Origin of the sequence: Wolbachia endosymbiont (group B) of Xanthorhoe designata, assembly GCF_964028585.1 — a bacterium.
GTDB lineage: Bacteria > Pseudomonadota > Alphaproteobacteria > Rickettsiales > Anaplasmataceae > Wolbachia.
The window spans coordinates 1,168,908-1,190,565 of the sequence record NZ_OZ034794.1; the positions used below are offsets into that span (position 1 = coordinate 1,168,908).

The 21,658-nt window shown below is 33.8% G+C and carries 21 protein-coding genes and 1 tRNA gene; 12 read left to right on the forward strand and 10 right to left on the reverse strand.

Annotation, left to right across the window (positions count from 1 at the left end; translation table 11 throughout):
- Positions 1–268 precede the first annotated feature (268 nt).
- From ABWU64_RS05750 to ABWU64_RS05765, 4 genes are all read right to left on the reverse strand, one after another.
- Complete coding sequence (locus tag ABWU64_RS05750; protein ID WP_341815668.1) at positions 269–1,786, reverse strand: acyl-CoA carboxylase subunit beta; 1,518 nt, start codon at positions 1,784–1,786, stop codon at positions 269–271.
- A 201-nt stretch (positions 1,787–1,987) separates the two neighbouring features.
- Positions 1,988–2,161 (reverse strand): hypothetical protein, encoded by a 174-nt coding sequence (locus ABWU64_RS05755; RefSeq protein ID WP_353279502.1) that lies wholly within the window; start codon positions 2,159–2,161, stop codon positions 1,988–1,990.
- A 162-nt stretch (positions 2,162–2,323) separates the two neighbouring features.
- Positions 2,324–2,659 carry a hypothetical protein gene (locus tag ABWU64_RS05760; protein ID WP_353279503.1) on the reverse strand — a complete coding sequence of 112 codons (336 nt, stop codon included), beginning with the start codon at positions 2,657–2,659 and terminating at the stop codon, positions 2,324–2,326.
- Positions 2,660–2,703: 44 nt separating this feature from the next.
- On the reverse strand, positions 2,704–2,964 hold the full coding sequence (locus ABWU64_RS05765; RefSeq protein WP_353279504.1) for a hypothetical protein: 261 nt from the start codon (positions 2,962–2,964) through the stop codon (positions 2,704–2,706).
- A 134-nt stretch (positions 2,965–3,098) separates the two neighbouring features.
- Between ABWU64_RS05765 and der the strand changes: the two genes are divergently transcribed.
- The 5 genes from der to lpdA all read left to right on the forward strand — a co-directional run bounded on the left by der (position 3,099) and on the right by lpdA (position 8,239).
- Complete coding sequence (gene der, locus ABWU64_RS05770) at positions 3,099–4,424, forward strand: ribosome biogenesis GTPase Der (protein WP_015588106.1); 1,326 nt, start codon at positions 3,099–3,101, stop codon at positions 4,422–4,424.
- Positions 4,425–4,557: 133 nt separating this feature from the next.
- Positions 4,558–5,151 carry a hypothetical protein gene (locus ABWU64_RS05775; protein ID WP_353279505.1) on the forward strand — a complete coding sequence of 198 codons (594 nt, stop codon included), beginning with the start codon at positions 4,558–4,560 and terminating at the stop codon, positions 5,149–5,151.
- A 53-nt stretch (positions 5,152–5,204) separates the two neighbouring features.
- A complete protein-coding gene (locus ABWU64_RS05780; RefSeq protein WP_353279506.1) occupies positions 5,205–5,612 on the forward strand; it encodes a hypothetical protein in 408 nt (135 codons plus the stop codon).
- Positions 5,613–5,691: 79 nt separating this feature from the next.
- Complete coding sequence (locus ABWU64_RS05785) at positions 5,692–6,165, forward strand: disulfide bond formation protein B (protein WP_353279507.1); 474 nt, start codon at positions 5,692–5,694, stop codon at positions 6,163–6,165.
- A 688-nt stretch (positions 6,166–6,853) separates the two neighbouring features.
- On the forward strand, positions 6,854–8,239 hold the full coding sequence (lpdA, locus tag ABWU64_RS05790) for a dihydrolipoyl dehydrogenase (RefSeq protein ID WP_353279508.1): 1,386 nt from the start codon (positions 6,854–6,856) through the stop codon (positions 8,237–8,239).
- A 1-nt stretch (position 8,240) separates the two neighbouring features.
- Here lpdA and ABWU64_RS05795 read toward each other — a convergent pair whose 3' ends face one another.
- The gene (locus ABWU64_RS05795; RefSeq protein ID WP_015588102.1) at positions 8,241–8,606 is read right to left on the reverse strand and encodes a hypothetical protein; all 366 of its coding nucleotides are present in this window, start codon (positions 8,604–8,606) and stop codon (positions 8,241–8,243) included.
- Between the two features lie 73 nt (positions 8,607–8,679).
- Between ABWU64_RS05795 and ABWU64_RS05800 the strand changes: the two genes are divergently transcribed.
- Positions 8,680–9,702: a UDP-N-acetylglucosamine--N-acetylmuramyl-(pentapeptide) pyrophosphoryl-undecaprenol N-acetylglucosamine transferase gene (locus ABWU64_RS05800; RefSeq protein ID WP_015588101.1), complete on the forward strand. Its 1,023-nt coding sequence runs from the start codon at positions 8,680–8,682 to the stop codon at positions 9,700–9,702.
- Here ABWU64_RS05800 and gshB read toward each other — a convergent pair.
- Positions 9,687–10,613, reverse strand: a complete 927-nt coding sequence (gene gshB, locus ABWU64_RS05805; protein WP_015588100.1) for a glutathione synthase — start codon at positions 10,611–10,613, stop codon at positions 9,687–9,689. The genes ABWU64_RS05800 and gshB overlap by 16 nt on opposite strands.
- Before the next feature lie 63 nt (positions 10,614–10,676).
- Here gshB and bcp point away from each other — a divergent pair, with 63 nt between their 5' ends.
- Positions 10,677–11,144: a thioredoxin-dependent thiol peroxidase gene (gene bcp / locus ABWU64_RS05810; protein WP_015588099.1), complete on the forward strand. Its 468-nt coding sequence runs from the start codon at positions 10,677–10,679 to the stop codon at positions 11,142–11,144.
- Positions 11,145–11,152: 8 nt separating this feature from the next.
- Positions 11,153–12,232 (forward strand): DNA replication/repair protein RecF, encoded by a 1,080-nt coding sequence (gene recF, locus ABWU64_RS05815; protein WP_353279509.1) that lies wholly within the window; start codon positions 11,153–11,155, stop codon positions 12,230–12,232.
- 15 nt (positions 12,233–12,247) lie between these two features.
- Here recF and ABWU64_RS05820 read toward each other — a convergent pair whose 3' ends face one another.
- From ABWU64_RS05820 to ABWU64_RS05830, 3 genes are all read right to left on the reverse strand, one after another.
- Complete coding sequence (locus ABWU64_RS05820; RefSeq protein ID WP_015588097.1) at positions 12,248–13,408, reverse strand: aspartate kinase; 1,161 nt, start codon at positions 13,406–13,408, stop codon at positions 12,248–12,250.
- A gap of 89 nt (positions 13,409–13,497) precedes the next feature.
- Positions 13,498–15,216, reverse strand: coding sequence for a monovalent cation:proton antiporter-2 (CPA2) family protein (locus ABWU64_RS05825; RefSeq protein WP_341815664.1), 1,719 nt, complete (start codon positions 15,214–15,216; stop codon positions 13,498–13,500).
- 5 nt (positions 15,217–15,221) lie between these two features.
- Complete coding sequence (locus ABWU64_RS05830; protein WP_015588095.1) at positions 15,222–15,794, reverse strand: thioredoxin family protein; 573 nt, start codon at positions 15,792–15,794, stop codon at positions 15,222–15,224.
- 106 nt (positions 15,795–15,900) lie between these two features.
- On the opposite strand from ABWU64_RS05830, the gene tmk reads away from it, so the two are divergent.
- Complete coding sequence (gene tmk / locus ABWU64_RS05835) at positions 15,901–16,518, forward strand: dTMP kinase (RefSeq protein ID WP_015588094.1); 618 nt, start codon at positions 15,901–15,903, stop codon at positions 16,516–16,518.
- 131 nt (positions 16,519–16,649) lie between these two features.
- Here the strand turns inward: tmk and ABWU64_RS05840 are convergent.
- Positions 16,650–16,726: transfer RNA gene (locus ABWU64_RS05840), tRNA-Met, on the reverse strand.
- A gap of 96 nt (positions 16,727–16,822) precedes the next feature.
- Between ABWU64_RS05840 and ABWU64_RS05845 the strand changes: the two genes are divergently transcribed.
- From ABWU64_RS05845 to ABWU64_RS05855, 3 genes are read left to right on the forward strand one after another with little or no spacing between them, the layout of a single operon-like run.
- Positions 16,823–18,871, forward strand: a complete 2,049-nt coding sequence (locus tag ABWU64_RS05845) for a ComEC/Rec2 family competence protein (RefSeq protein ID WP_353279510.1) — start codon at positions 16,823–16,825, stop codon at positions 18,869–18,871.
- A gap of 19 nt (positions 18,872–18,890) precedes the next feature.
- Positions 18,891–20,702 (forward strand): coiled-coil domain-containing protein, encoded by a 1,812-nt coding sequence (locus ABWU64_RS05850; protein WP_353279511.1) that lies wholly within the window; start codon positions 18,891–18,893, stop codon positions 20,700–20,702.
- Entirely contained in the window at positions 20,702–21,655 is a 954-nt protein-coding gene (locus ABWU64_RS05855; RefSeq protein ID WP_410541814.1) for an RluA family pseudouridine synthase, read from the forward strand. The genes ABWU64_RS05850 and ABWU64_RS05855 overlap by 1 nt, the downstream gene beginning before the upstream one ends.
- The last annotated feature ends 3 nt before the right edge of the window (positions 21,656–21,658 follow it).

Consider the following 21,658-nt stretch of genomic DNA (forward strand, 5'->3'; position numbering starts at 1 on the left):
CCCACATACGCTGAAGAGGATACGCTACATTTTTTTATGAGTTTGATTGTTTAATAAAAAAAAGTCTGCAGACAAAGATAAATTTTTGAGCTCTAAAAGTATCTCTAATTGTAATTATAATCAGATTTAAAATGTGCGGAAGTAATTTTTAGCTAAAGTAAGAATATATTGTAGAAAAAAGAATCCAAAAGTTAGCGTTATTGGTAATCCAAGCGCTAGTATTGGTGTAACGGCACTGTAGACCTTACAATAAAAACTGAGAGGAAAGTTACAAAGGAAGATTATCATGCTTCTTCCATATTCTTTCTACTTTCTTGTTTTTAAGTAGCTCTAGTGCTTTGTGAAGGTGATACCTTGTTTTACTTGGCACTATTATATCATCAATATATCCATGTGATGCAGCAAAAAATGGGTTAGCAAATTTTTCTTTATATTCTTTAATTAGTGTTTGTTGATCTTTTTCGTGTCGAAATATAATTTCAACTGCACTTTCAGGGCCCATTACAGCTATTTCAGCGGTTGGCCAAGCATAATTTATATCACCTTTTAAATGCTTTGAGTTCATAACAATATATGCACCACCATACGCTTTTCTAGTGATAAGGCTAATTTTCGGCACGGTCGCTTCAGCGTAAGCGTAAAGCAGTTTCGCTCCGTGTTGTATTATATTATTGTATTCTTGATTTGTACCTGGTAGGAAACCTGGAACATCAATAAGTGTGATGATGGGAATGTTAAACGCGTCACAAAATCTTACAAACCTCGCAGCTTTTCTTGAAGAGTCAATATCCAAGCATCCTGCAAGGTGCATAGGTTGATTTGCAACAACACCAATAGTATTTCCTCCAATTCTGCCAAAGCCAATTATGATGTTACGAGCAAAATCGGGTTTTAGTGCAAAAAATTTCCTTTCATCACACACCTTTTCAATGAGTTCATACATATCATAAGGAGTATTAGGATTACTAGGAACTAGAGTGTTCAAAGATTCATCAACATCATCAATTAAATCGCAGATTGGTACAGTTTTTGGCAACTCTTGATTATTTGCTGGCAAAAAGGTGAAGAATTTTCGCATTTCTAGTAGCATTTCAACTTCATTATTGAATGCAAAATCTGTTACTCCTGTTTTGCTCGTATGAATTTTTGCTCCACCGAGATCTTCGTGGCTTACGTTCTCGTATGTAACTTTTTTCACTACATCTGGTCCGGTTATAAACATGTATGAGCTATTTTTTACCATGAAAATAAAATCGGTTAGCGCTGGAGAGTAAACTGCCCCACCAGCACATGGGCCCATGATTAGAGAGATTTGTGGTATAACGCCTGATGCATTTACATTCCTTTGAAAAATTTCTCCGTAACCAGCAAGGGAATTTACTCCTTCTTGGATTCTGGCTCCACCAGAATCGTTTAGTCCGATAATTGGAATCCTGGCATTAATTGCCATATCCATAATTTTGCATATTTTTTTTGCATGTGATGCACCAAGTGATCCACCAAAGACAGTAAAATCCTGAGAATAAACAAAAACTTTTCTGCCATAAATAGTACCATGGCCAATTACAACTCCATCACCTAAAAAATCAGCATTTTGCATGCCAAAATCAGTTGCGTGATGCTTCACAAACTTATCATACTCTTGAAATGAATTTTCATCGAGCAATATACTCAGCCTTTCTCTAGCGGTTAGCTTTCCTTTTTCATGTTGCTTGTTAACCCTATCAGGACCTCCTCCTTTTTCAGCTTCTAATGTTTTAGTTTCTAGTATTTTAAAGTCCTGCATATCAAGAGGAGTAATTCTTCAATTAATTAAGTATACATTACTTTTTTGAAGTGTCTATTTTTGACCTAAACACTTTCTTAAGGTCTAACGAAATTGATGAAACTGCACGCATTCACTGTAACTGTCACAAGCAGATTTATAGTCTAGCATTTTTAACGCTAAGCGATTGTACACTGTTAAACAGTGTACATGCTTTATCTATCAGTTTACTGTTAGAACTTCCTGAGAATGCTGAGATGCATTAGTATCGTCTAGAGTAGAAGAAGGTTTTGTTTGCACAAAGCTTTTGGCAGCTTCAACAATCTCATTTATATGAGGTTTTTCTTCTAGCTCTTTAAGGTACTTTGAGAAGATTTCACAATTTTTGTCGTTCATATAGACCATCATTTTACCAAATCCTGAAGCATCTTTTGAGGATAAAACCATTTCAACTGTTTCATCGTAAAAGGTAAAGGTAATTATTACGCTGCCTTTTATATCATGATATTTTCCATCTTTTATTCGAATTATACCATCTCCGATTTTTAGCGCTCCGTCTCAATCTTGAAGTTCTGGATGGCTCAGCAACTTTGTAGGAATGACAGTACACCCTGCTGGATACTTTACAAAATAGCATTGATTGTCTCTTTTTACTGCAACTTTGTTTATTTCACCATTATCAATACTTTCACTTGCAATTTTCTCTAGGTTTGATAAGTAATCTTCATATCTTTCAATTACATCTTCTGGCAATAATTCTAACACTCTCTCACTTACATCATTACCTTTTGAAACGAGATCACACACTTCTTCCCAAATAGGCTTTAATTTATCTTTGTCATTCCCCTTAATATTGTCATCCTTGTGTATGAGATGGTTAAGTCTACATATCAAGCTATCTAGTATTGCTGATCCTCTTTGGGGATCAAATGGAACACTCAGTATAACCTTTTCTTTTTTGCATCTCTTATAGATTCTAGAAATCTATTTGCAATCCCTGTCACAGCCTGATCAATAGGCAAGTCTTCTGCATCATTATATATGTTATGAGCATTATGAAACTTTCGCGATATATCTAAAATATTTTTTCGCTCATGTTCGTCAATAAAAGCACTTATTTCTTCTGGATAACCTATCTCTTCCAAAGACCCTTTATGTTGCTCTTTATTTGCACTTGATATTTTTTCTGGTATTAGCATAACTACCCCCATTTACATAATAAATTTAATATAAAACATACTAACCTTAGGATAAGCACATAATCTATTAAATCAATAGTTAAAGTGAAAAATTTTGATTATAATTTACTATGTATAAAACACGCTCTTAAACTATGCTGAAAATAGTCATAATAGGCCTTCCAAATGCAGGCAAGTCAACTCTATTTAATAGGCTAGTAAGAAGAAAAGCAGCGGTGGTTAGTGACATTCCAGGAGTAACGAGAGATAGGCGTGAAGGAATTGGAAGAATTAGTGATTTAGAGTTTAAAGTTATAGATACAGGAGGATGGAACGACCAAACCAGTTTTTCACTACAAGTTATTGAACAAATAGAGTTTTCTTTATTAAGCGCAGATGTAATTTTTTTTCTTGTTGATGCAAAAGTGCAAAACGAGCAGAACAAAGAGTTTGCAAAGTGGCTGAAGAGAAAAACGAACAAACCTGTAATACTAATAGCAAACAAATGCGAAAGTCATAAATCGGAAAACGTTGATTATTTGCAGTTCTTCAACTTCATAGGTCCGGTGTACATCTCAGCTGAACATAATCTTGGTATGGTTGATCTTTATGATGCATTAGCTAGTGTTATTGAAGGTCTGAGCGAAGGCACTGAGCTGCCTGAAAGTGAGTCCATTAGACTGAGGATTGCAATCATCGGTCGCCCAAACGTTGGAAAATCAACTTTTTTAAACAGTTTACTTGCAGAAAATAGACTAATAGTAAGCTCAAAACCTGGTACCACGCGTGACTCTGTGGATATTTCATACGACCATAATGGGAAATTAATCACTCTCATCGATACTGCGGGAATCCGCAGAAAGGCAAATGTTGTTGATAACTTAGAATCAAGATTTGTTGAAAAAAGTATAGAGTCAATAAAGCGCTCTCATGTAGTGATTTTAATGCTAGATTCCTTGCTTGGCGTTGAGCAGCAGGATTTATCAATTGCTGAAGCTGCAATTAAAGGGGGGAAGGGAATTATCATTGTTTTAAATAAGTGGGATTTAATAGGTAAGGATGACAGAAGTAAGTTAATAAAATTTGTCAAACAACAGGAAGTGACTCGGTTATTTTTGGAAGTGCCAACTGTAACAATTTCTGCATTGAAAGGTATGCGCTGCGGTGATGTGATAGATAAGTGTCTTGAAGTGAGTGAATCCTTAAACAAGAAGATCAGCACTGCAAAACTTAATAATTGGCTAATAGATGCCGTGGAAAAACATTCTCACCCACTTATAAAAGGTAGAGCAATTAAAATGAAGTATATTGCTCAAATTGGCACCAAACCTCCAGCTTTTTCTTTGGTATGCAACGTCCCCGAAAGTGTTGATGAGAGTTATAAACGTTATTTGACTAATGGTCTTAGAAAAAACTTCTTTGCTCACGGTGTACCAGTCAGATTACTTTTGAAAAAGAACAAAAATCCCTATGTAAAGTAGATAATCTTGTTTTATTAATAATATAGCTTTTTATCTTGGGTAATATTATTAATAAGTAAACAATATTACCTAAATAAGTAGTTGATAAATTAATGTTATATAGTAAAGTATTAACTTATTTAGTACTTTTGCTATGAATTATAAGGGACAAGATTTAAGGCCTGGATCTCCACATACTTTCACGGTTGATACACCTTTAGTATTTCAGTGGCTTCCAAAAAGATATGGATATCCGATCCCAGAAAAATATTTGGAGAGATTGAGCGAATGGGCAAAAAGAGAAAATACACGTGTAGTGAAATTAGTAATAAATGGATCTGGTTTTACTCCTGAGCAACGTAAAGAGTTGGAGAATAAAATATCAAACAGAAAATTTAACCCAAACAAAAATATAGAACTTATAGATTTTAATGAGCTAGATTTAGGAGAGTATGAATTCAGCTTTCACTTGCAACCAAATAAGAAAACAGAACTATCTAAATGTCCTTTATACACTGTATCTCAATATTTCAAAGATCTATACTCTATTCCAGAAAGTAAAAGATTATCTTTTGGTGTTGAGATAGACAGCATGCGTATATTTATATTGTTGGTATTGAAATCTCCTATGATCTATTTTGATTTTGATATCTTACCTAAAGAAGATAAGAAAGTTGGTGAGATTCAGGCTATGCATGGCTTTTTGGTTGCTGAAAATGACAGAAAGGTTATGACTATGACGGTATAGCAAGTATTGAAAATGCTATCATTGCTCTAAGCGATGCTGGTAGAGTAAAAATTATGGAAATTTACAATGAAGTAAAGAATAAGTTTCAAAAAGATTATCCTTTGTTTAAGTTATCAGAACATGAGATTTACAAAATTATGGAAGAGATAGTATATTTCACTCTTTCTAATGACGTTCTTCTTCTTATATCTAGCTATCAAGATTATAACAAACGTTACAATAGACGTTTGGAAGAAGCAAGATTGCTTATGCAAGAAACATTTGGGTTTAAAACCAATGGAGGAGAAGTTGATATTCAATATGACAATAGCTGGACGAAAAACAAGGATGAATTGTATACCAAAGAAGAAATTGCAAAAATAGATAGTGATACTAGAGTTGCAACTGATATGAAAGGGCTGATTATTGAACCAATATACAACGGCGAGCATATGTATAGAGGTGTAAAAGTAGTAACATAGTACTTAGTGTTCTATCGTTACATGAAACGTTGTCAAACAAGAGTTGACTCTTCACAGATATTGTAGTAATTCATTAACTATGTCAGATGTAAATAACAATTCTATAATTTTTCTCTTATCAAGCGCTGTCGCTTTAATTTTTGCATATGTGCTAGAGTATTTTTTCAATATGATACCGTGTAAGTTATGTATATACGAGCGAGTAGTTTACTATGTTACAGGGCTACTTGCAGTTGCGTACATGTTCAAAAACAACAAAATCCTAATCTATGCGATGTTTTGCAGTTATCTCATTGGTGCAATAATATCTTTTTATCATGTAGGTCTTGAACTCCACTTATTTCATGATGTTTTAGGCTGTATAGAGCAAGCAAGTGGTAACGTTAGCATAGAAGAGCTAAGAAATAATCTATTAAACCCTAACTACTCTCCATCTTGTGACAGACCTCATTATATTTTTGGTGTCTCGTTAGCAACATGGAACTTAATTTACCTTATAGTAGCTCTATTCTTATCAGGTAAAATGTATTGTAGAGAAAAAAATAAGGTATAACAGTAACTGGTATAGACGCTGTGCTTGTGCGTTACTTGGTGCTGTCCGTAATTTAAAAATTTGGCAAGTCACACCCACTGATTCTTGCACAGCTGTACGAACATTATGGTTCAGCATGCCAGTGCCCTCTTTCTTGTCATCCGAGTAGCTGACACTGGAAGTGCAGCTATCATCCAAATAACCTTTCATTGTTATTCAAGCAGCCTATTTCTTGTCATCCCAGTGCCCAGATACTGGGATTCAGTTTGTCCATAGTCTCACCAAAAACGTTGTGTTTTAGCATAATTTTGTGCTCAATATGCTTATTTGTAGTAAAGATTCCAGCATCAAGTGCTGGCCTGAAGCTTTAGCTATAGATATTAATAAATTTACTAAGTAAAAAAAGGCAAAAGAATCCCTATATAGCGAGTTTTAATAATGTAAATTGATAATGTGCTAACAAGCGTGTTTTGGCTGAAGTAGAAAAAATTTAAAAAACATGCAGCCGCTATAATTTTTATGTAATCTGCCAATAAATATCTGAGTTTTGTTGTTAAACCCGCGGAGATTAAAAACAAGGATAAATACTCTCTCTTATTGATATAAGAAGAAAAGTGGGAAGGTTTGTCAATTCGCTTCTATGCACCTGAGCATTGATTATACGGGTTCCATCTGTTATATATAATCTTTTTGAATACGAAGAAAGCTGATGAATAAGTATGATATTACAGTTATAGGTAGCGGTCCTGGTGGTTATATAGCAGCAATTAGAGCGGCGCAGTTCGGATTTAAAACTGCAATTGTTGAAAAGGAAGAAAATTTGGGTGGTATATGCTTAAATTGGGGGTGTATACCAACAAAATCGCTACTTAGAGCATCTGAAATTTATAGGTTAATAACAAGATCAGAAGAATTTGGCATAAAAGTAAAGGATGTAAGTTTTGATATACAATCAATAGTGAAATACTCAAGAAACGTTGTTGATAAATTGTCAAGCGGTGTTGCATATTTGATGAAAAAAAATAACATCAAAGTTCATCAAGGCTTTGGTAAACTTGCAGGTAATCGTACTGTAAAAATTCTTAATGACAAAAAGGAGGAGGAAATTTCTTCCAATTATATCATTTTAGCAACAGGTGTTAGAGCGCGAAATCTACCTAGAATAGAGGCGGATGGAGATTTAATATGGAATGCGCAGCACGCTATGACTCCAAAGAAATTACCAAAATCGCTACTAATCATAGGTTCTGGTGCGATAGGAATAGAATTTGCAAGTTTTTATAGTACTTTGGGGGTTGATGTAACAATTATAGAAGTAAAAGACACTATCTTGCCGCTGGAAGATAAAGACATTTCAAATTTAGTACAAGAGATATTTATAAAACAAGGAATAAAAATATATACGAGCAATAGTGTAAAAACTTTCACTAAAAATAAAGACTCTGTTCAAGTGCAGCTAAGTAGTGGTGATGATAAAGAATTCGATAGAGTAATTGTTGCAGTTGGCGTTCAAGCAAACACTGAAAATATAGGTTTAGAAAATACAAAAATTAAGTTGAGTCCTTCTGGTTTCATTGAAACGAATGAGTGGTATGAAACAAGTGAATCAAGTGTGTATGCAATAGGTGATGTAGCTGGTCCCCCATGTTTAGCGCATAAAGCAAGTCATGAAGCTGTAATCTGTGTTGAGAAAATTGCTGGTAAAAATGCTCATAAGTTAAAAAAAGAGTGCATACCAAATTGCACTTACTCTCATCCGCAAGTAGCAAGCGTTGGCCTTACTGAGGAACAGGCAATAAAAAGTGGATACGATATAAAAGTAGGAAAATTTCACTCCAACTTTAATGGTAAATCTATTGCACTAAGTGAAACTGAAGGTTTAGTGAAAACAATTATAGACAAAAAAACAGGCGAACTTCTTGGAGCTCACATGATAGGAGCGGAAGTAACAGAGTTAATTAGCAATTTCGCTCTTGCAAAGCAACTAGAGGGAACGGACTGCGACATAAAATCTACGATTTTTCCTCATCCAACTATTTCGGAAATTATACACGAATCGGTACTTGCTGCAGATGATGAATCGTTAAATAGTTAAGCTAACGATTCATTGTTTTAGAGCTACAATTATCCTGATTAGGCGATTCAATTCTAATAGATTGATTACCAATATCAGATTTTTCTAACTTTTCTTTTAACCCTTCAGCTGCTTCTTTCACTTCAAGCTTTTTTTCCTGATTAAGATCCTCTGGGCTTTTTCTTTTACTGTCTAAACCTTGTTGTCTATCAATATTTTTATTGAGTTGTTCTTGCTGAGGTAGATCAACAACTGAGTTAAAAAGAGCTTTTGTTATGCTTTTTAACAATCCTATAAAACCTCTGCTTCCGCCTTCTCTTTGCTCTTGAGGCTTATTTTTCACGTTTTTACTGTTGCTACTTTCAGGCATTTTTAACTCAACTATCATAAAGCTTAATAAAATTTTACATGCAGATTATTAAAAAATGATTAATAATCTATTATCAAATTGCTATTTACAGATGGATATTATTCTAGCAACAGGCGGTACAGGTGGGCATGTTTTTCCAGCTATAACCTTAGCAAAAGCACTAAAGGTACAAGGGCACAATTGTATATTATTCACTGATCAAAAAACCATCAATATAGAAAGTTATATTTTACCATTGTGCAAGCCAAGTGGCAACAAATTGAAGTTTCTCTTTTTGTTAATGTATAGTTGTGTATTAGCATTGTATCAAACAAGAAAATTAAAACCAAAGCTAATAATTGGTTTTGGTAGCTACGCTTCTTTTCCAACTCTTTTTGCAGCAAAGATTTTTTCTATACCTATAATTTTACATGAACAAAATACAGTTTTAGGGAGAGTAAATAGATTCTTTTTCAAGAGTGCAAAATTAATTGCAACTAGCTTTCCAGAGACTAAGTATGCAGAAGACAGTAAATGCGTTTTTACAGGAAATTTCGTCGATATAGAAGCACAAGGCTATTCTAGTGCTGAAACAGTTTTAAACGTGTTAATAATAGCAGGTAGTCAGGGTGCAAATTTTTTTGATAATGTAGTGAGCAGCGTAATTTGTGATCTACCTGTTGAAGTAAAAGAGAGGATTAGAGTAACGCAGCAATGTACGAAGAAAAATATAAACAAGGTCAAGAGTCTATACAAAAGTGAAGGAATTGATTGTGAGTTAAGTGAGTTTTTCGATGATATGGAAAATAAACTGGCCAATGCTCATTTGGTAATTAGCAGAGCGGGGGCAACTTCAATAGCAGAGATTACTCTTGCTGAGCGTCCTGCTGTATATATTCCTTATCCTCACTCAAAAGATAACCATCAATTTTATAATGCAAAACATATTGAAGATTCGGGAGCAGCTGTAATGGTTGAGCAAAATAGTAACGCGAAAAAGAATCTAGGAGAGTTGCTAGTTGATTTATTGCAAAATTGTCAAAAATTGCGTGATATGGCTAATAATACTAAGAAAACAAGAATAAGGAATGGAGTTACTGAATTTATTAAGGCAATAGCTCAAGAACTTAGTTGACGAATTGCTTTTTCTTCAAATGCATCCCATAGTTCTTTTTCTAGTGATTTACTATACAACTTATTGATATAAACTACTCCCGTAGGCGAAGTTGTGTTAATTTCAAGAAGGAAGTCATCTATAATATCAATGCCAACGAATATTAGCCCTCTTTTCTTTAGCTCGGGACCAATTTTATTACATATTTCGTTGTCTCTATCATTCATTTGGGCAGGCTCAAAACTTGCTCCTAGTCGCATATTTGTCCTGATCTCTCCATTCACTTGTGGAACTCGCTTCATTGATCCTATTGGTTTACCATCTAGCAATAATATCCTTTTGTCTTTGTCTATGTTTTTGCAAAAGGCTTGCGCAATCACAGGACATTCATATTTTGCAATCATGAGATCGACTACTACTTGAATGCTATTTTGGTCTTGTATTCTTATTACGTCATTTCCTCCATAGCTATATAGTGGTTTCAAGATGATATCTTGATAGTCGTGACAAAAATTTCTAATCATCGATATATTCTCAGTGATCAAAGTTGGAGGAATTAGCTCTGGAAATAGTGAAGTAATTAATTTTTCAGGACAGTTTCTTATTTCTGTTGGATTATTTATTACTAACGCAGTAGTCTTTTCTAAGATATAGGTTGTTGTAATGTACCGCATATCAAATGGTGGATTCTGTCTGATAAATATGATATCCATTTCATTTAGGTTGATTACTACATCCTCTTTTGAAATGAAGCTACAATCATCAACGCTGACTTTCTGAGCAAGGGCAATCGGCTGATTTAACTTAAGCGCTAAATTATTAGGTACATAAACAAAAATTTCGTACCTTCTTCTTTGCGCTTCTTTTATTAATGAAAATGTAGTATCAGCTTCAAAATTTATACTTTCATCCATCTGAAAAGCTACTTTCATTTATCCTCCCTTCCTATTACAATATAATATAGTACCATAAAAGTGTTAATAATGGAGCAAAGTATGGAATTAACAATAGGAAATAATGCACCTGATTTTAGCTTGCCAATAGATTCTGGTGAGATTTTATCACTGAGTGAATTTTTAGATAAAAAAAATGTAGTTCTTTATTTTTATCCTAAAGACGATACTCCGGGCTGCACAATGGAGGCAAAAGGCTTTAGAGACAAAATAGAAAATTTCTCTTCTCTTGACACAGTGATAATTGGTGTGTCAAAAGATAGTGTTAAGTGCCACGTTAACTTCAAAGCAAAATATTCTCTGCCATTTTCTTTAGTTTCTGATGAAAATGCTGAAATGTTGGAAAAGTATGGTGTTTGGGTAGAGAAAAGTATGTTTGGCAAAAAGTATATGGGAATAGAGCGTACTACTTTTTTAATAGATAAAAAAGGTAAAGTAGTGAAGATTTGGAAAAATGTAAAAGTGAGTGGACATGTTGATGAGGTTTTAGAGGAAGTAAGCAGAATATAAATTAAAGAATGGCTACCCATTGCTATATAAAAAAATTGAAATTACATAATTTCCGTAGTCATTCAAATTTCGAACTTGATTTAGACGATAGATCGGTTGTAATAACTGGTCAAAATGGTGTTGGTAAAACTAATATACTTGAGGCAATCTCGTTGCTTGCTAAAAGTAATGGCATGAAAAAAGTAAAAATTAGTGAGATGCAAAATAGACTCAGTAATGAAGATTGGGCAGTGCATTATGACTTTTTTAATGGAACATACTTTAACTCAATTGGTATAGGAAAGAATCTTAATAATAAACTAATACAAATTGATGGAAAAACACAATCAAGTTATTCATCTCTGTATAGAATATCCAATGTAATATGGCTCATTCCACAAATGGACTATATTCTTCTTAATTCTCCGAGCGACAGATTAAAATTTTTAGACCGTATCGTCTCACTGTTTGAAGAAAATTACACTTATTGCTATATGAAATACAGGAAAGCTAAACATGAGCGAAGTAAACTGCTTAGAGAGAATATTTTAGACGAAAATTGGCTCTCTAGCCTTGAAAACGTCATGGCTACCAATGCAGTTGATATTTTACGTATGCGTTTGTCTGTTTTAAAAATACTACAGGGCACAATTGATAACCATTCTTGTGAGTTTTTTCCAAAGGCAAGTTTGAAATTTAGCAGTCAGCTAACTTTGAACGATACTGCAGAATATTTTCAGAATCGTCTAAGGGAAAACAGAGAAAAAGACTCATTAACTGGTAGAGTAACCTTTTCTGTACATAATGATAATTTTCGGGTTTTTTACCAAAAAGGGGACATGCCAATAAATCTTTGTTCTACTGGAGAGCAAAAGCTATTACTGCTTTCTATCATCTTATCTAGTGTAAAAGCAAGGTGTATTCATTACAATAAAGCACCTCTTCTTCTGCTTGACGATATAATGTCGCATCTTGATAAAGATTACAGAAAGGTGTTAATGGAGGAGGTGTTAAGCATTCAATGTCAAACTTGGATAACCGATGTAAATCAAGATAATTTCAATAACTATCTTTGCTCTTTCAAGTTTTTTGAATTATCAAGTAAATAAATTTCAAGCGTGCTGTCATACATCAAGCTCATATTCGGTATGTAAATCTCTAATTAAAGCCTCAGCGTGTTTTTTTTGAACAACTATACTGATCTTGATTTCGGACATTGTGACAGCAAGTATTTCTATCTTTTTTTCGCTTAAAACCTTGAGTGTGCGGTACATCACTTCAGTGTTAGACATAACACCAATACCAATTATTGAAATTTTAGCTATATTATTGTTTACGACATAATTTTCATTTTTGTTCAATAACTTTGTCATTAAATCAACATCAAATTTGGAAATCAAAAAGCTTGACCCATGTATCATGTCAATTTTAACGTTTGCTCCTGCTATATCTCTTAAAGTATCCAGAGTATTTGCAAAGTTAGTAAAAGTTACAAGAGCTTCGTGAGTGCTATAAGTTATTCCAGTAATTAAGTATCTTTCCAGTACATCTTTTTCGCGTAGTACTGTAGTGCCTTCTACTTCCTCAAAAGTGGATAACACTTGCACCTTAATATTATGCTTCATTGCAAGTTGTACTGAACGATTATGCAATATTTTAGCACCAGATGACGACATCTCCAATATTTCATTGTAAGAGATAGATTTAAGCTTGCGTGCCCTTGGAACAATTTTTGGGTCTGCTGTATATATTCCGTCAATATCAGTAAAAATTTCACAAGTCCTAATACCAAAGACTACAGCAAAGGCAATTGCTGAGATGTCAGATCCCCCTCTACCAAAAGTAGTGATTCTATCATCGTGTATACCCTGAAAACCAGCAATGATTGCAGCAGTATAACCCTCAGCAAAAGATCTTTTTACATGGTCAATTTTTATCTTTTTTATTTTAGACTCAGAATAAAAATTATCCGTTAGAATTGGCAACTGCCAGGCGAGCCATGATTTAGCATTAACTCCAACAGACAGAAGAGTGATAGCTAATAACCCGCAAGAGATTTGTTCTCCTGCTGAAAGCAGGACATCATACTCTGATAACTCTTGTCTACAATTTAAATTTGAAATTTGCCTGGCTTGAAAAGCCATTTGGTCAGTGAATCCTGCAGCAGCAGATACAACAGCAATTACATTATAACCTTTTTCAATATCGTTTTTTATTAGATTTGCAACTCGATTTAAGTCAGTTAGCGAAGTACCACCAAATTTTTTTATTATTATTTTGTTCATAGTTACAATAAGGTCAATTTCACCTTTCTAGAGAGTATAGTTGCTTAATTAAATGTGTTTTTCTGGTCACTAATTAAAGTGATAGAGGATTATTCATCTTTATCACTACCAAGGTCTTTTAACATACTGTAGTTGCCTTTTCTAAATTTACCTTTTAAAGATGTAACTCCGCTTTCGCTAATACCACTTAAACTTAATGCTGCTCCACCTAGCTGCAATCCAATTTCAGACGTTTCGGGAATAACTTTACTAGCCCCTAGATCTTTATAAACCTCCACATTATTCAAATCTGGTAAACGTATTATAATATTTACATGCGGGAAGTTTGTTGCAACTAGAGAAACTATTTTCTTTATAGTGACTTCGTTCTTTATTGAAACCACAAGAGCTTGAGCTCTTTCTATTCCTACTGATTTTAAAATTTCATATCTTGTAGCATCTCCAAGATATATAGGGAAACTGTCATTTTTTCCTTCTTTCACTATTTTTGATTGAATATCTACAACAACATAACTTAAATGCTCTGCAGTAAGCATTTTCGTTACCATATATCCCACTCTACCAAACCCAGCAACTATTACGTGGTTATGAAGATCTTGTGTGTCTGTTTCGATTGCTTCATCGTCTAGTATTATTTTTTCAGTGCTAAATGAATTTGCTATCCAGTCTCCAATTCCCGATAAAAGAGGAGTAAAAGCCATAGTTACTGTAGTTACCATCATAAGCACTTGAGCGATTTCACTTGATAGTACATCTAATTCATCTGCTAAACGGAATAAAATAAATGCAAATTCACCGCCTTGTGCAAGCAGTAATCCAGCTTGTATTGCAGGTGCACTTCTAAATCCAAAAAATCTACACAATGTATATATAATGGACGTCTTTAAAATGATAAGGATAATTGATAATAAAGTAACGAGTGGTAACTTATTGAGTAAAAGGTCAATATCAATAGACATGCCAACAGTCATAAAGAATAAACCAAGAAATAAGTCTTTAAATGGCAATACTGCATGTTCTACCGAATTCCTGTGTTCTGTTTCTGCAACTAGTAACCCAGCAACAAATGCGCCTAATGCCATTGATAAATGAAATTGTTCAGTAATAAATGCTGATCCTAATATTATCAGAAGTGTTGTTGATATAAAGATTTCATTACTCTCCATTTTGGCAATAACCGAAAACAATGGCCTCAGTAATAACCTACCAGTTACAAATATCAACACCAATGCAATAGCTGCTTGCACTAATGAGCCTGCCAACGAGCTTATTAAGCTGTGTTCAGAATTGCCAGTAAGCAGGGGCACTAGTACTATTAGAGGTACCACTGCAAAGTCCTGCATTAGTAGCACTGCTATTGACAATCTGCCAACTTGGCTTGCTTGAGAACCCTTTTCTTGCAGAACCTGCAACACTATTGCTGTTGAAGATAGTGCAAGCCCACCACCAATAACTGCTGCCATGTTTATGCTCACTCCAAAGGCGAGAGCAATGCACCATATTGCTATCATAGTAACTATAACTTGGAGAGAACCAAACCCAAACACATGCCTACGCATGGCGATGAGGCGTTCAAATGTCAATTCAAGACCTATAATAAACAACAGGAAAACTACTCCAAATTCTGCGAAGTTATCCATTGCTTCAGCTGAATTTATCAGATTAAATCCATGAGAACCAATCAACGCACCTGCAACAAAGTAACCAAGCACTGGACTGATATTCATTTTCCAAAACGCTATGACTATAAACACAGCAGCGGAAAGTAAGATGATAATATCAAACAAATGCTGAGAGCCACTGTGCATGATATTTACCCTGTAGAATTAGACCACTTGATTGAGCAACCAATACTTGATTTTTGGTCAATTGGAGGATTGCTAGTTTTTGCAATAAATTTCATCGCTTGAAATAAATCACTACTTCCTATTTCATAATTTTGAACTTTCTCTTTTTTTGCATTGTTAAAACGTCCACGATAACGAAGTTTTAAATCAGCGTTAAACCCAAAGAGATCAGGGGTACAAACAGCACCATACTCTTTAGCTACTTCTTGGTTACTGTCAATTAAATATGGAAATGTAAACTTATTTTTCTTGGCAAAATTAATCATGTTTTCAAAGGAGTCTTCTGGGTACTTATTCACATCATTTGGCATGATTGCAACGGTGTTTACCTGATAATCTTTTTTCAACAAATTAACATCGCTTACTAGATTGCTAATAATTGATTGAACGTAAGGACAGTGATTGCATATAAACATTACAATAAGACCATTTTCCCCATAGCAGTCACTTAATGTATAATATTTGTTATCCACTCCCAAGAGATTGAAATTCTTTGCAGTAAAGTCTAAATCTATCTTAGGAGTGTCTAGCGTAACCATAGCTCATAGAGAATTGTATACCGTATATAATTTATGATCTTATTGCTTAAATGTCAAATGGTTTCTATGTACACTGTTTGCATTTAGCATTGTAATTATAAAATTTATGTTCATAACCTTCGAAGGAATAGATGGTTCTGGTAAAACAACACAGTCTGAGTTACTTGCAAATTATTTCAAGCAAATTCACGGTGAAAATAATGTCGTATTGACTAGAGAACCAGGTGGTACTGATTTTGCAGAAAAAATAAGAGGATTACTACTTAAGGATAATATTGATCCCATCTCTGAACTTTTATTATTTACCTCAATGAGATATGAACATATGAAAGAATTAATACTACCAGCTCTTAAAGAGGGAAAGACAGTTATTTGTGATCGATTTATCGATTCAACTATTGCGTATCAAGGGTATGGACTAGGTGTTGACTTGAGTCTAATAAGAGACTTACACAAATTAGTGGAAATTAAATATCCAGATATCACATTTATTTTAGATATTGATGTTCAAGTTGGACTCAGCAGAGCAAAGGATAAAAATAAGTATGAAGAGATGGACGTTGATTTTTATAATAAAGTTCGAGAAGGATTTCAAGAAATAGCTATAAAAGAATCTAATAGATGTAATGTTATTACTGGAATTGCAGATAAAGACAACAATAAAGTGTATAGTGAAATTATTGATGTAATAAGAAAAAAGAAAAAAGGCATGCAGCCGCTATAATTTTGTCAATAAATACCCTGAGTTTTTTACTGAATGTTACGATTGAGCCTACAGGTCAAAAACAAGCTTTGAGTTAGAAATACCATTGCTATTATAATAAGAGAAATCGCAATGTTTGTACAATTGAAAGATGGTTGCGGGAGTAGGATTTGAACCTACGACCTTCAGGTTATGAGCCTGACGAGCTACCGAGCTGCTCCATCCCGCGTCGTTGCTTATTTATTATTATATGCGTAATAATAATAAATAAAAGAATAAAATCACACTATTACATATATTTATATATCTATTAACCTTTCTTAACATGATAGTAAATTATATACATAACAATCTGTGCAATGAAAAATATAACTTGATATTGTGGTTCCCTGTTTTTCAGTGTGCAGGAATTTTAACCTATTTCTCATTAAATTTTGAACCAAGCTGTGCTTTCACTATATCTATTTTTCTCTTGCTTTCACCTATACTAATTCTGATTGCAATATTATACAGGAAATACGCAATATTATGCATTTCTTTAATTGCAGTGCTCATAGGATTTACAGCCAGCAAATTCAGAACAGATTCAGTTAATACTCACATTCTTGATAAGGAAAGGTATGTGAAAGATATTGTTGCTACAGTGAAGGATATTAATAACAAGGGCTCATATGAGCAATTTTTGCTTTATGAAATAAAAAACACGAAGTTTAAGTTAGATAACATCAGAATATCAGTTAGAACCAAAGCGGAAGAAGGCATTAAAATAGGGGATCAAGTAAAATTATCAGCAAAACTCTTTCCTCCAAAAATTGCGCCTTCGGAATATGCATATGATTTCGCAAGAATAGCATATTATCAGAAAATAAGTGCAACAGGCTTTGCAACAAGCAAAATAGTCCCGTACAAAAAGGCTGAAGCAAGAAAATTTCAAGAGTATATAGAATCTTTCCGTCAATATATCTATGAAAACCTACAGCAAAATACCAAAAAGCCACACGCGGACATAATCTCTGCATTATTAATTGGCAAAAAAGACGGGATAGATCAAAAAACTATGAATGCGATACGAGATTCAGGTATAGCACATTTATTCGCTATATCTGGTTTACATTTATCGTTTGTTGCTGGTCTGTTTTTTATAGTATTCCGTAATTTATTTGCAATATCTGAAACTTTGACTCTTAAATATAACACTAAAAAAATATCTGCATTCTTTGCTATCTTGCCAACTACCTTTTATTTGTTGATTACCGGTATGCAAATTTCTGCTCAGCGTGCCTACATCATGGTGATCTTGGTACTTGTTGCAATAATCATAGAAAGGAAATATCGAGGATTAATAGCAATTGCGTTTGCTGCTTCGGTGATACTCATAGTGGAGCCAGAAGCAATCTTAAAGCCAGGTTTTCAAATGTCATTTTCTGCTGTTTTGGCACTAATTGCCAGCTATCAGATCAATGCTAATAAGTTATTCAAAATAAAAATAATAAAATATTTTGTGTCGATAATGATCAGCTCAGTCATAGCAAGTTTAGCAACTGTTCCGTACACAATATACAATTTTAACTATTGTTCAATCAGTGGCATTATCACAAATTTGATTGCTATACCAATAGTTACACTCATTATTATTCCACTTGGAATAATTTATGTTTTATTGATTCCTTTAGGTATTGAATGGATTATAGCGCCATTTATAGAGCGCCCAATTGACAGTATCTTGTGTATAACAAATGCAATCGCTAGTCTTCAGTATTTGGTTATTCCCACTCGCACTTTTCCTGGCTCATCAATTATTATAATAACACTTGGGTTATTGTGGCTATGCTTGTGGGAAAGGAATTGGCGTTTTTTTGGAATTTTCTTTATTGTGTTGGGTATTTTCTCTAGCGCTATGTATAGAACCCCTGACATCCTGGTCAGCATTGATAATCTTGCTGTAAAAGAAGATGACAGTTTACTATATTCTCTTACTAGGAAAAATAGGAACTTTGTTGTCAAAACATGGGCTAAACAAAACGGGCAGAATCAAATTTTGAATCATACTAAATTCAGTAATTCAAACAAAAGGCTAAAATGTAATGATTATGACTGTATATATAATAAAGGAAATAATAAGTCAGTGTTGCTAGCTTATAAAAAAGAAGATATTGTAGAAAGTTGTAACAATGTCGATCTAGTAATTCAGCTAAGCAAATTCAACTACCCAGCTTGCAATACTAAAACCATCAAGTATGCTGACTTAGAAGCATATGGCACACACTCTGTTTGGCTAACAGATAGTGGTATAAAGGTTAGTAAAGTGCGTTCTAATCGTCCTTGGCATAAGCCAAAAAAACTTGTTTTTAAAGTATCATTTATATATAATTAATTAAGGTGTAAGGAAATTTATGCATTCAGATACAACAAATCCTTTCAAGGTTAAGGTAGATCATAATTTTGCCAAAATAGATGATGCTATTGGTTTTTTTCCTAGGTTATGGCGTGCAACAAAGAAATATTCCGTAAGTAACACTCTACCTATAGCAGCTGTAAATACTTGGCTTCAATTTTCTTTGGCTTATGTAGCTGCAATAATAATAACTAGTAATAATTTAAGCTTTATTACAGATATTTTTAACCCAACATTCATGCCAATTTATACTTTGGTTTCTGTGATTCTTTTAACAGCTTTTGTTGCCTCTTCTGCTATGAGATATATGCATAAGCAGAAGATAAAAGAAGGAAAAAAGCCGATAGAGGAATTAATAGATGATAAAATTAGAGGTGGCAAAGACAACGAGATAAGTGAACTTGCTGAAAATGCTCTAAAAATAGAGATAAAACCAAATTTAAGTCTTATAGGTCACAAAAAAGCAAACTTTTCAATAGTTTTACCAATTTCTGAAAGTCAGAAAAAGATATTAGATAGTCAGAAACAGGAGAATAAAAATAAGGCCATTTTTCTTACCATACCATATATAATTAGCACTGTAATTATAGTTGGCGCATTAATACAAAATAGATTTAGCTTTGCCAATGTTCAGGATTTGGAATGGGCCATAGTTGCACTGGCTAGTATCATTGCTATTGTTGGGATATGTATAACATTCAGCAAGCTAAAAAACAATGAGATAAACAATAATCATAATATTGTTAAAAAGTTTAACAATTTGGATATTCTCTTTCCATTCAGAAGAGGTGGGGTTGTATCGGTAATGGAAAAAAAGACAAAAGATGAGGAAAAAAATGATTCTATATCTCGATTGATAAAATTACTTGATAAGCACTTGACTGATTTTACAGATAAAATTGTTGACTCACTCGATAAGCACTTAGGTGAAGCTACAGATCTACTTGATAGCAAACTTCTAAAACCTGCAAATGATGAAATTCAAGAAACACTTGTTCATCTACAAGGAATTAGAGGGGACATCAAAAAAGATTTAGATAAGTTGCGTAAGGAAATGATGGTCATTTTAAGCGAAGCTAAAGAGCTGGCAAAAAGAACAAATTCACTAAAAATTGAAAGCATTTTTTCTAGTTTAGAGAATACTATTAAAATCGCTGAAGATAAGGTTGAGCGATTTGAACCAAGCAGATTAGTTGGCTTTTTTCAGTCTGGAGAAAGAACAATTAGCGATGATCGTGAGTTCATAGATACATTGGAAAAACAAAAAGAAGAAGCGGAAAAGATAAAGAACGAATTAGAAGAAGAACTAAAAAAAGTAAAAGATGAGCTAGCAGAATTAAAGAATAAACAGACTCAATCAAATGAACCTAATAGCAGTGAAGGCAGTATTACTGCTACTCCTTTTGACAAACAACGGGATGAAGAGAAAAAAGCAAAAGAAAAAAATAGACTATTAAAATCAAAAAAAAGGATGAAAGAGCTGGAGCAAGAAAATGCAAAATTGGAAAAAGAATTATCTGAACAAGAAAAAATGGATGAATGGAGAAAAAAAATTAATGGCAAAGCAAGTGAGTTTTTCTTCTATTTATTAGAATCTATTAAGTTGGAAGAAAAAGATGATAAGGGAGAAAAAGTCAGTGAGGTAACATTAAGAAATTTTGATAATAAGGTAATAATCCACTGGAAAGATGGCTCTCAAATGACTTTTAATATCCAGAAACAAGATGGGCTTCAAGCTCAACCTAACACAAAAGTTGATTTTGTGGATCCAGATGTTCATGCAGCATTCAAAGTAGCTTGCGCAGGGTAGTGACCATAGATATAACCTTAAATGTTAATAGTGACGAAAAAAAATTAAGGCTAGATACTTACATAGCTAAAAAGTGCAACATATCGCGCAGTAAAGCGCAAAGATTGATACAAGATGAGCGGGTAACATTATTTGGCACGCCGATAATTAATAATGACCACATAGTAAAACCAGGTGAAGAGTATATAGTACATCTCGTTCAACCTGACATATCCACATCAATTGAACCTAACTATAATATAAAGCTTGATATCATCTACGAAGATGGGGACATTATAGTTCTGAGTAAACAAAGTAGATTAACAGTACACCCAGGTGCTGGAACAAACAATGATACACTCCTGAATGCAGTGATCGCTCACCTTGGCAAAATTCCATATACAAATACAAGACCAGGAATTGTTCACAGGCTTGATAAAGATACTAGTGGACTCATGGTAATTGCAAAAAATGAACAATCCCACAGCTTCTTGTCTGAGCTGCTATCAAATCGTAAAATAAAACGGGAATACTTAGCAGTAATTTGGGGAGCATTACCTAATCTGCAAGGAACAGTAAAAACCCATATTGCTCCAAAACGCAGTAATAAAGAAATGATGTGTGTCACAAAAACAGCAGGTAAATTAGCAATCACTCATTATTCAGTGAAGAAAATTATAGGGCAAGCAAGCCTGGTTAAATGTACTTTAGAGACAGGCAGAACACACCAAATTCGAGTACACATGAGCCACATAGGACATTCTGTAGTTGGTGATCAAGTTTACGGAAAAAATAGTAGTAAAAGTGCAAAACATGCTAAAAACTCTGACTTTATCCGTAATTTCAATAGACAGGCACTACATGCTCACACGCTAGGCTTATATCATCCAAAAAGTAAAGAATATATGGAATTTGTTTCTGATTTACCACAAGACATGCAAGTCTTAATCGGTGAATTTGAAAATATATCTTAACAA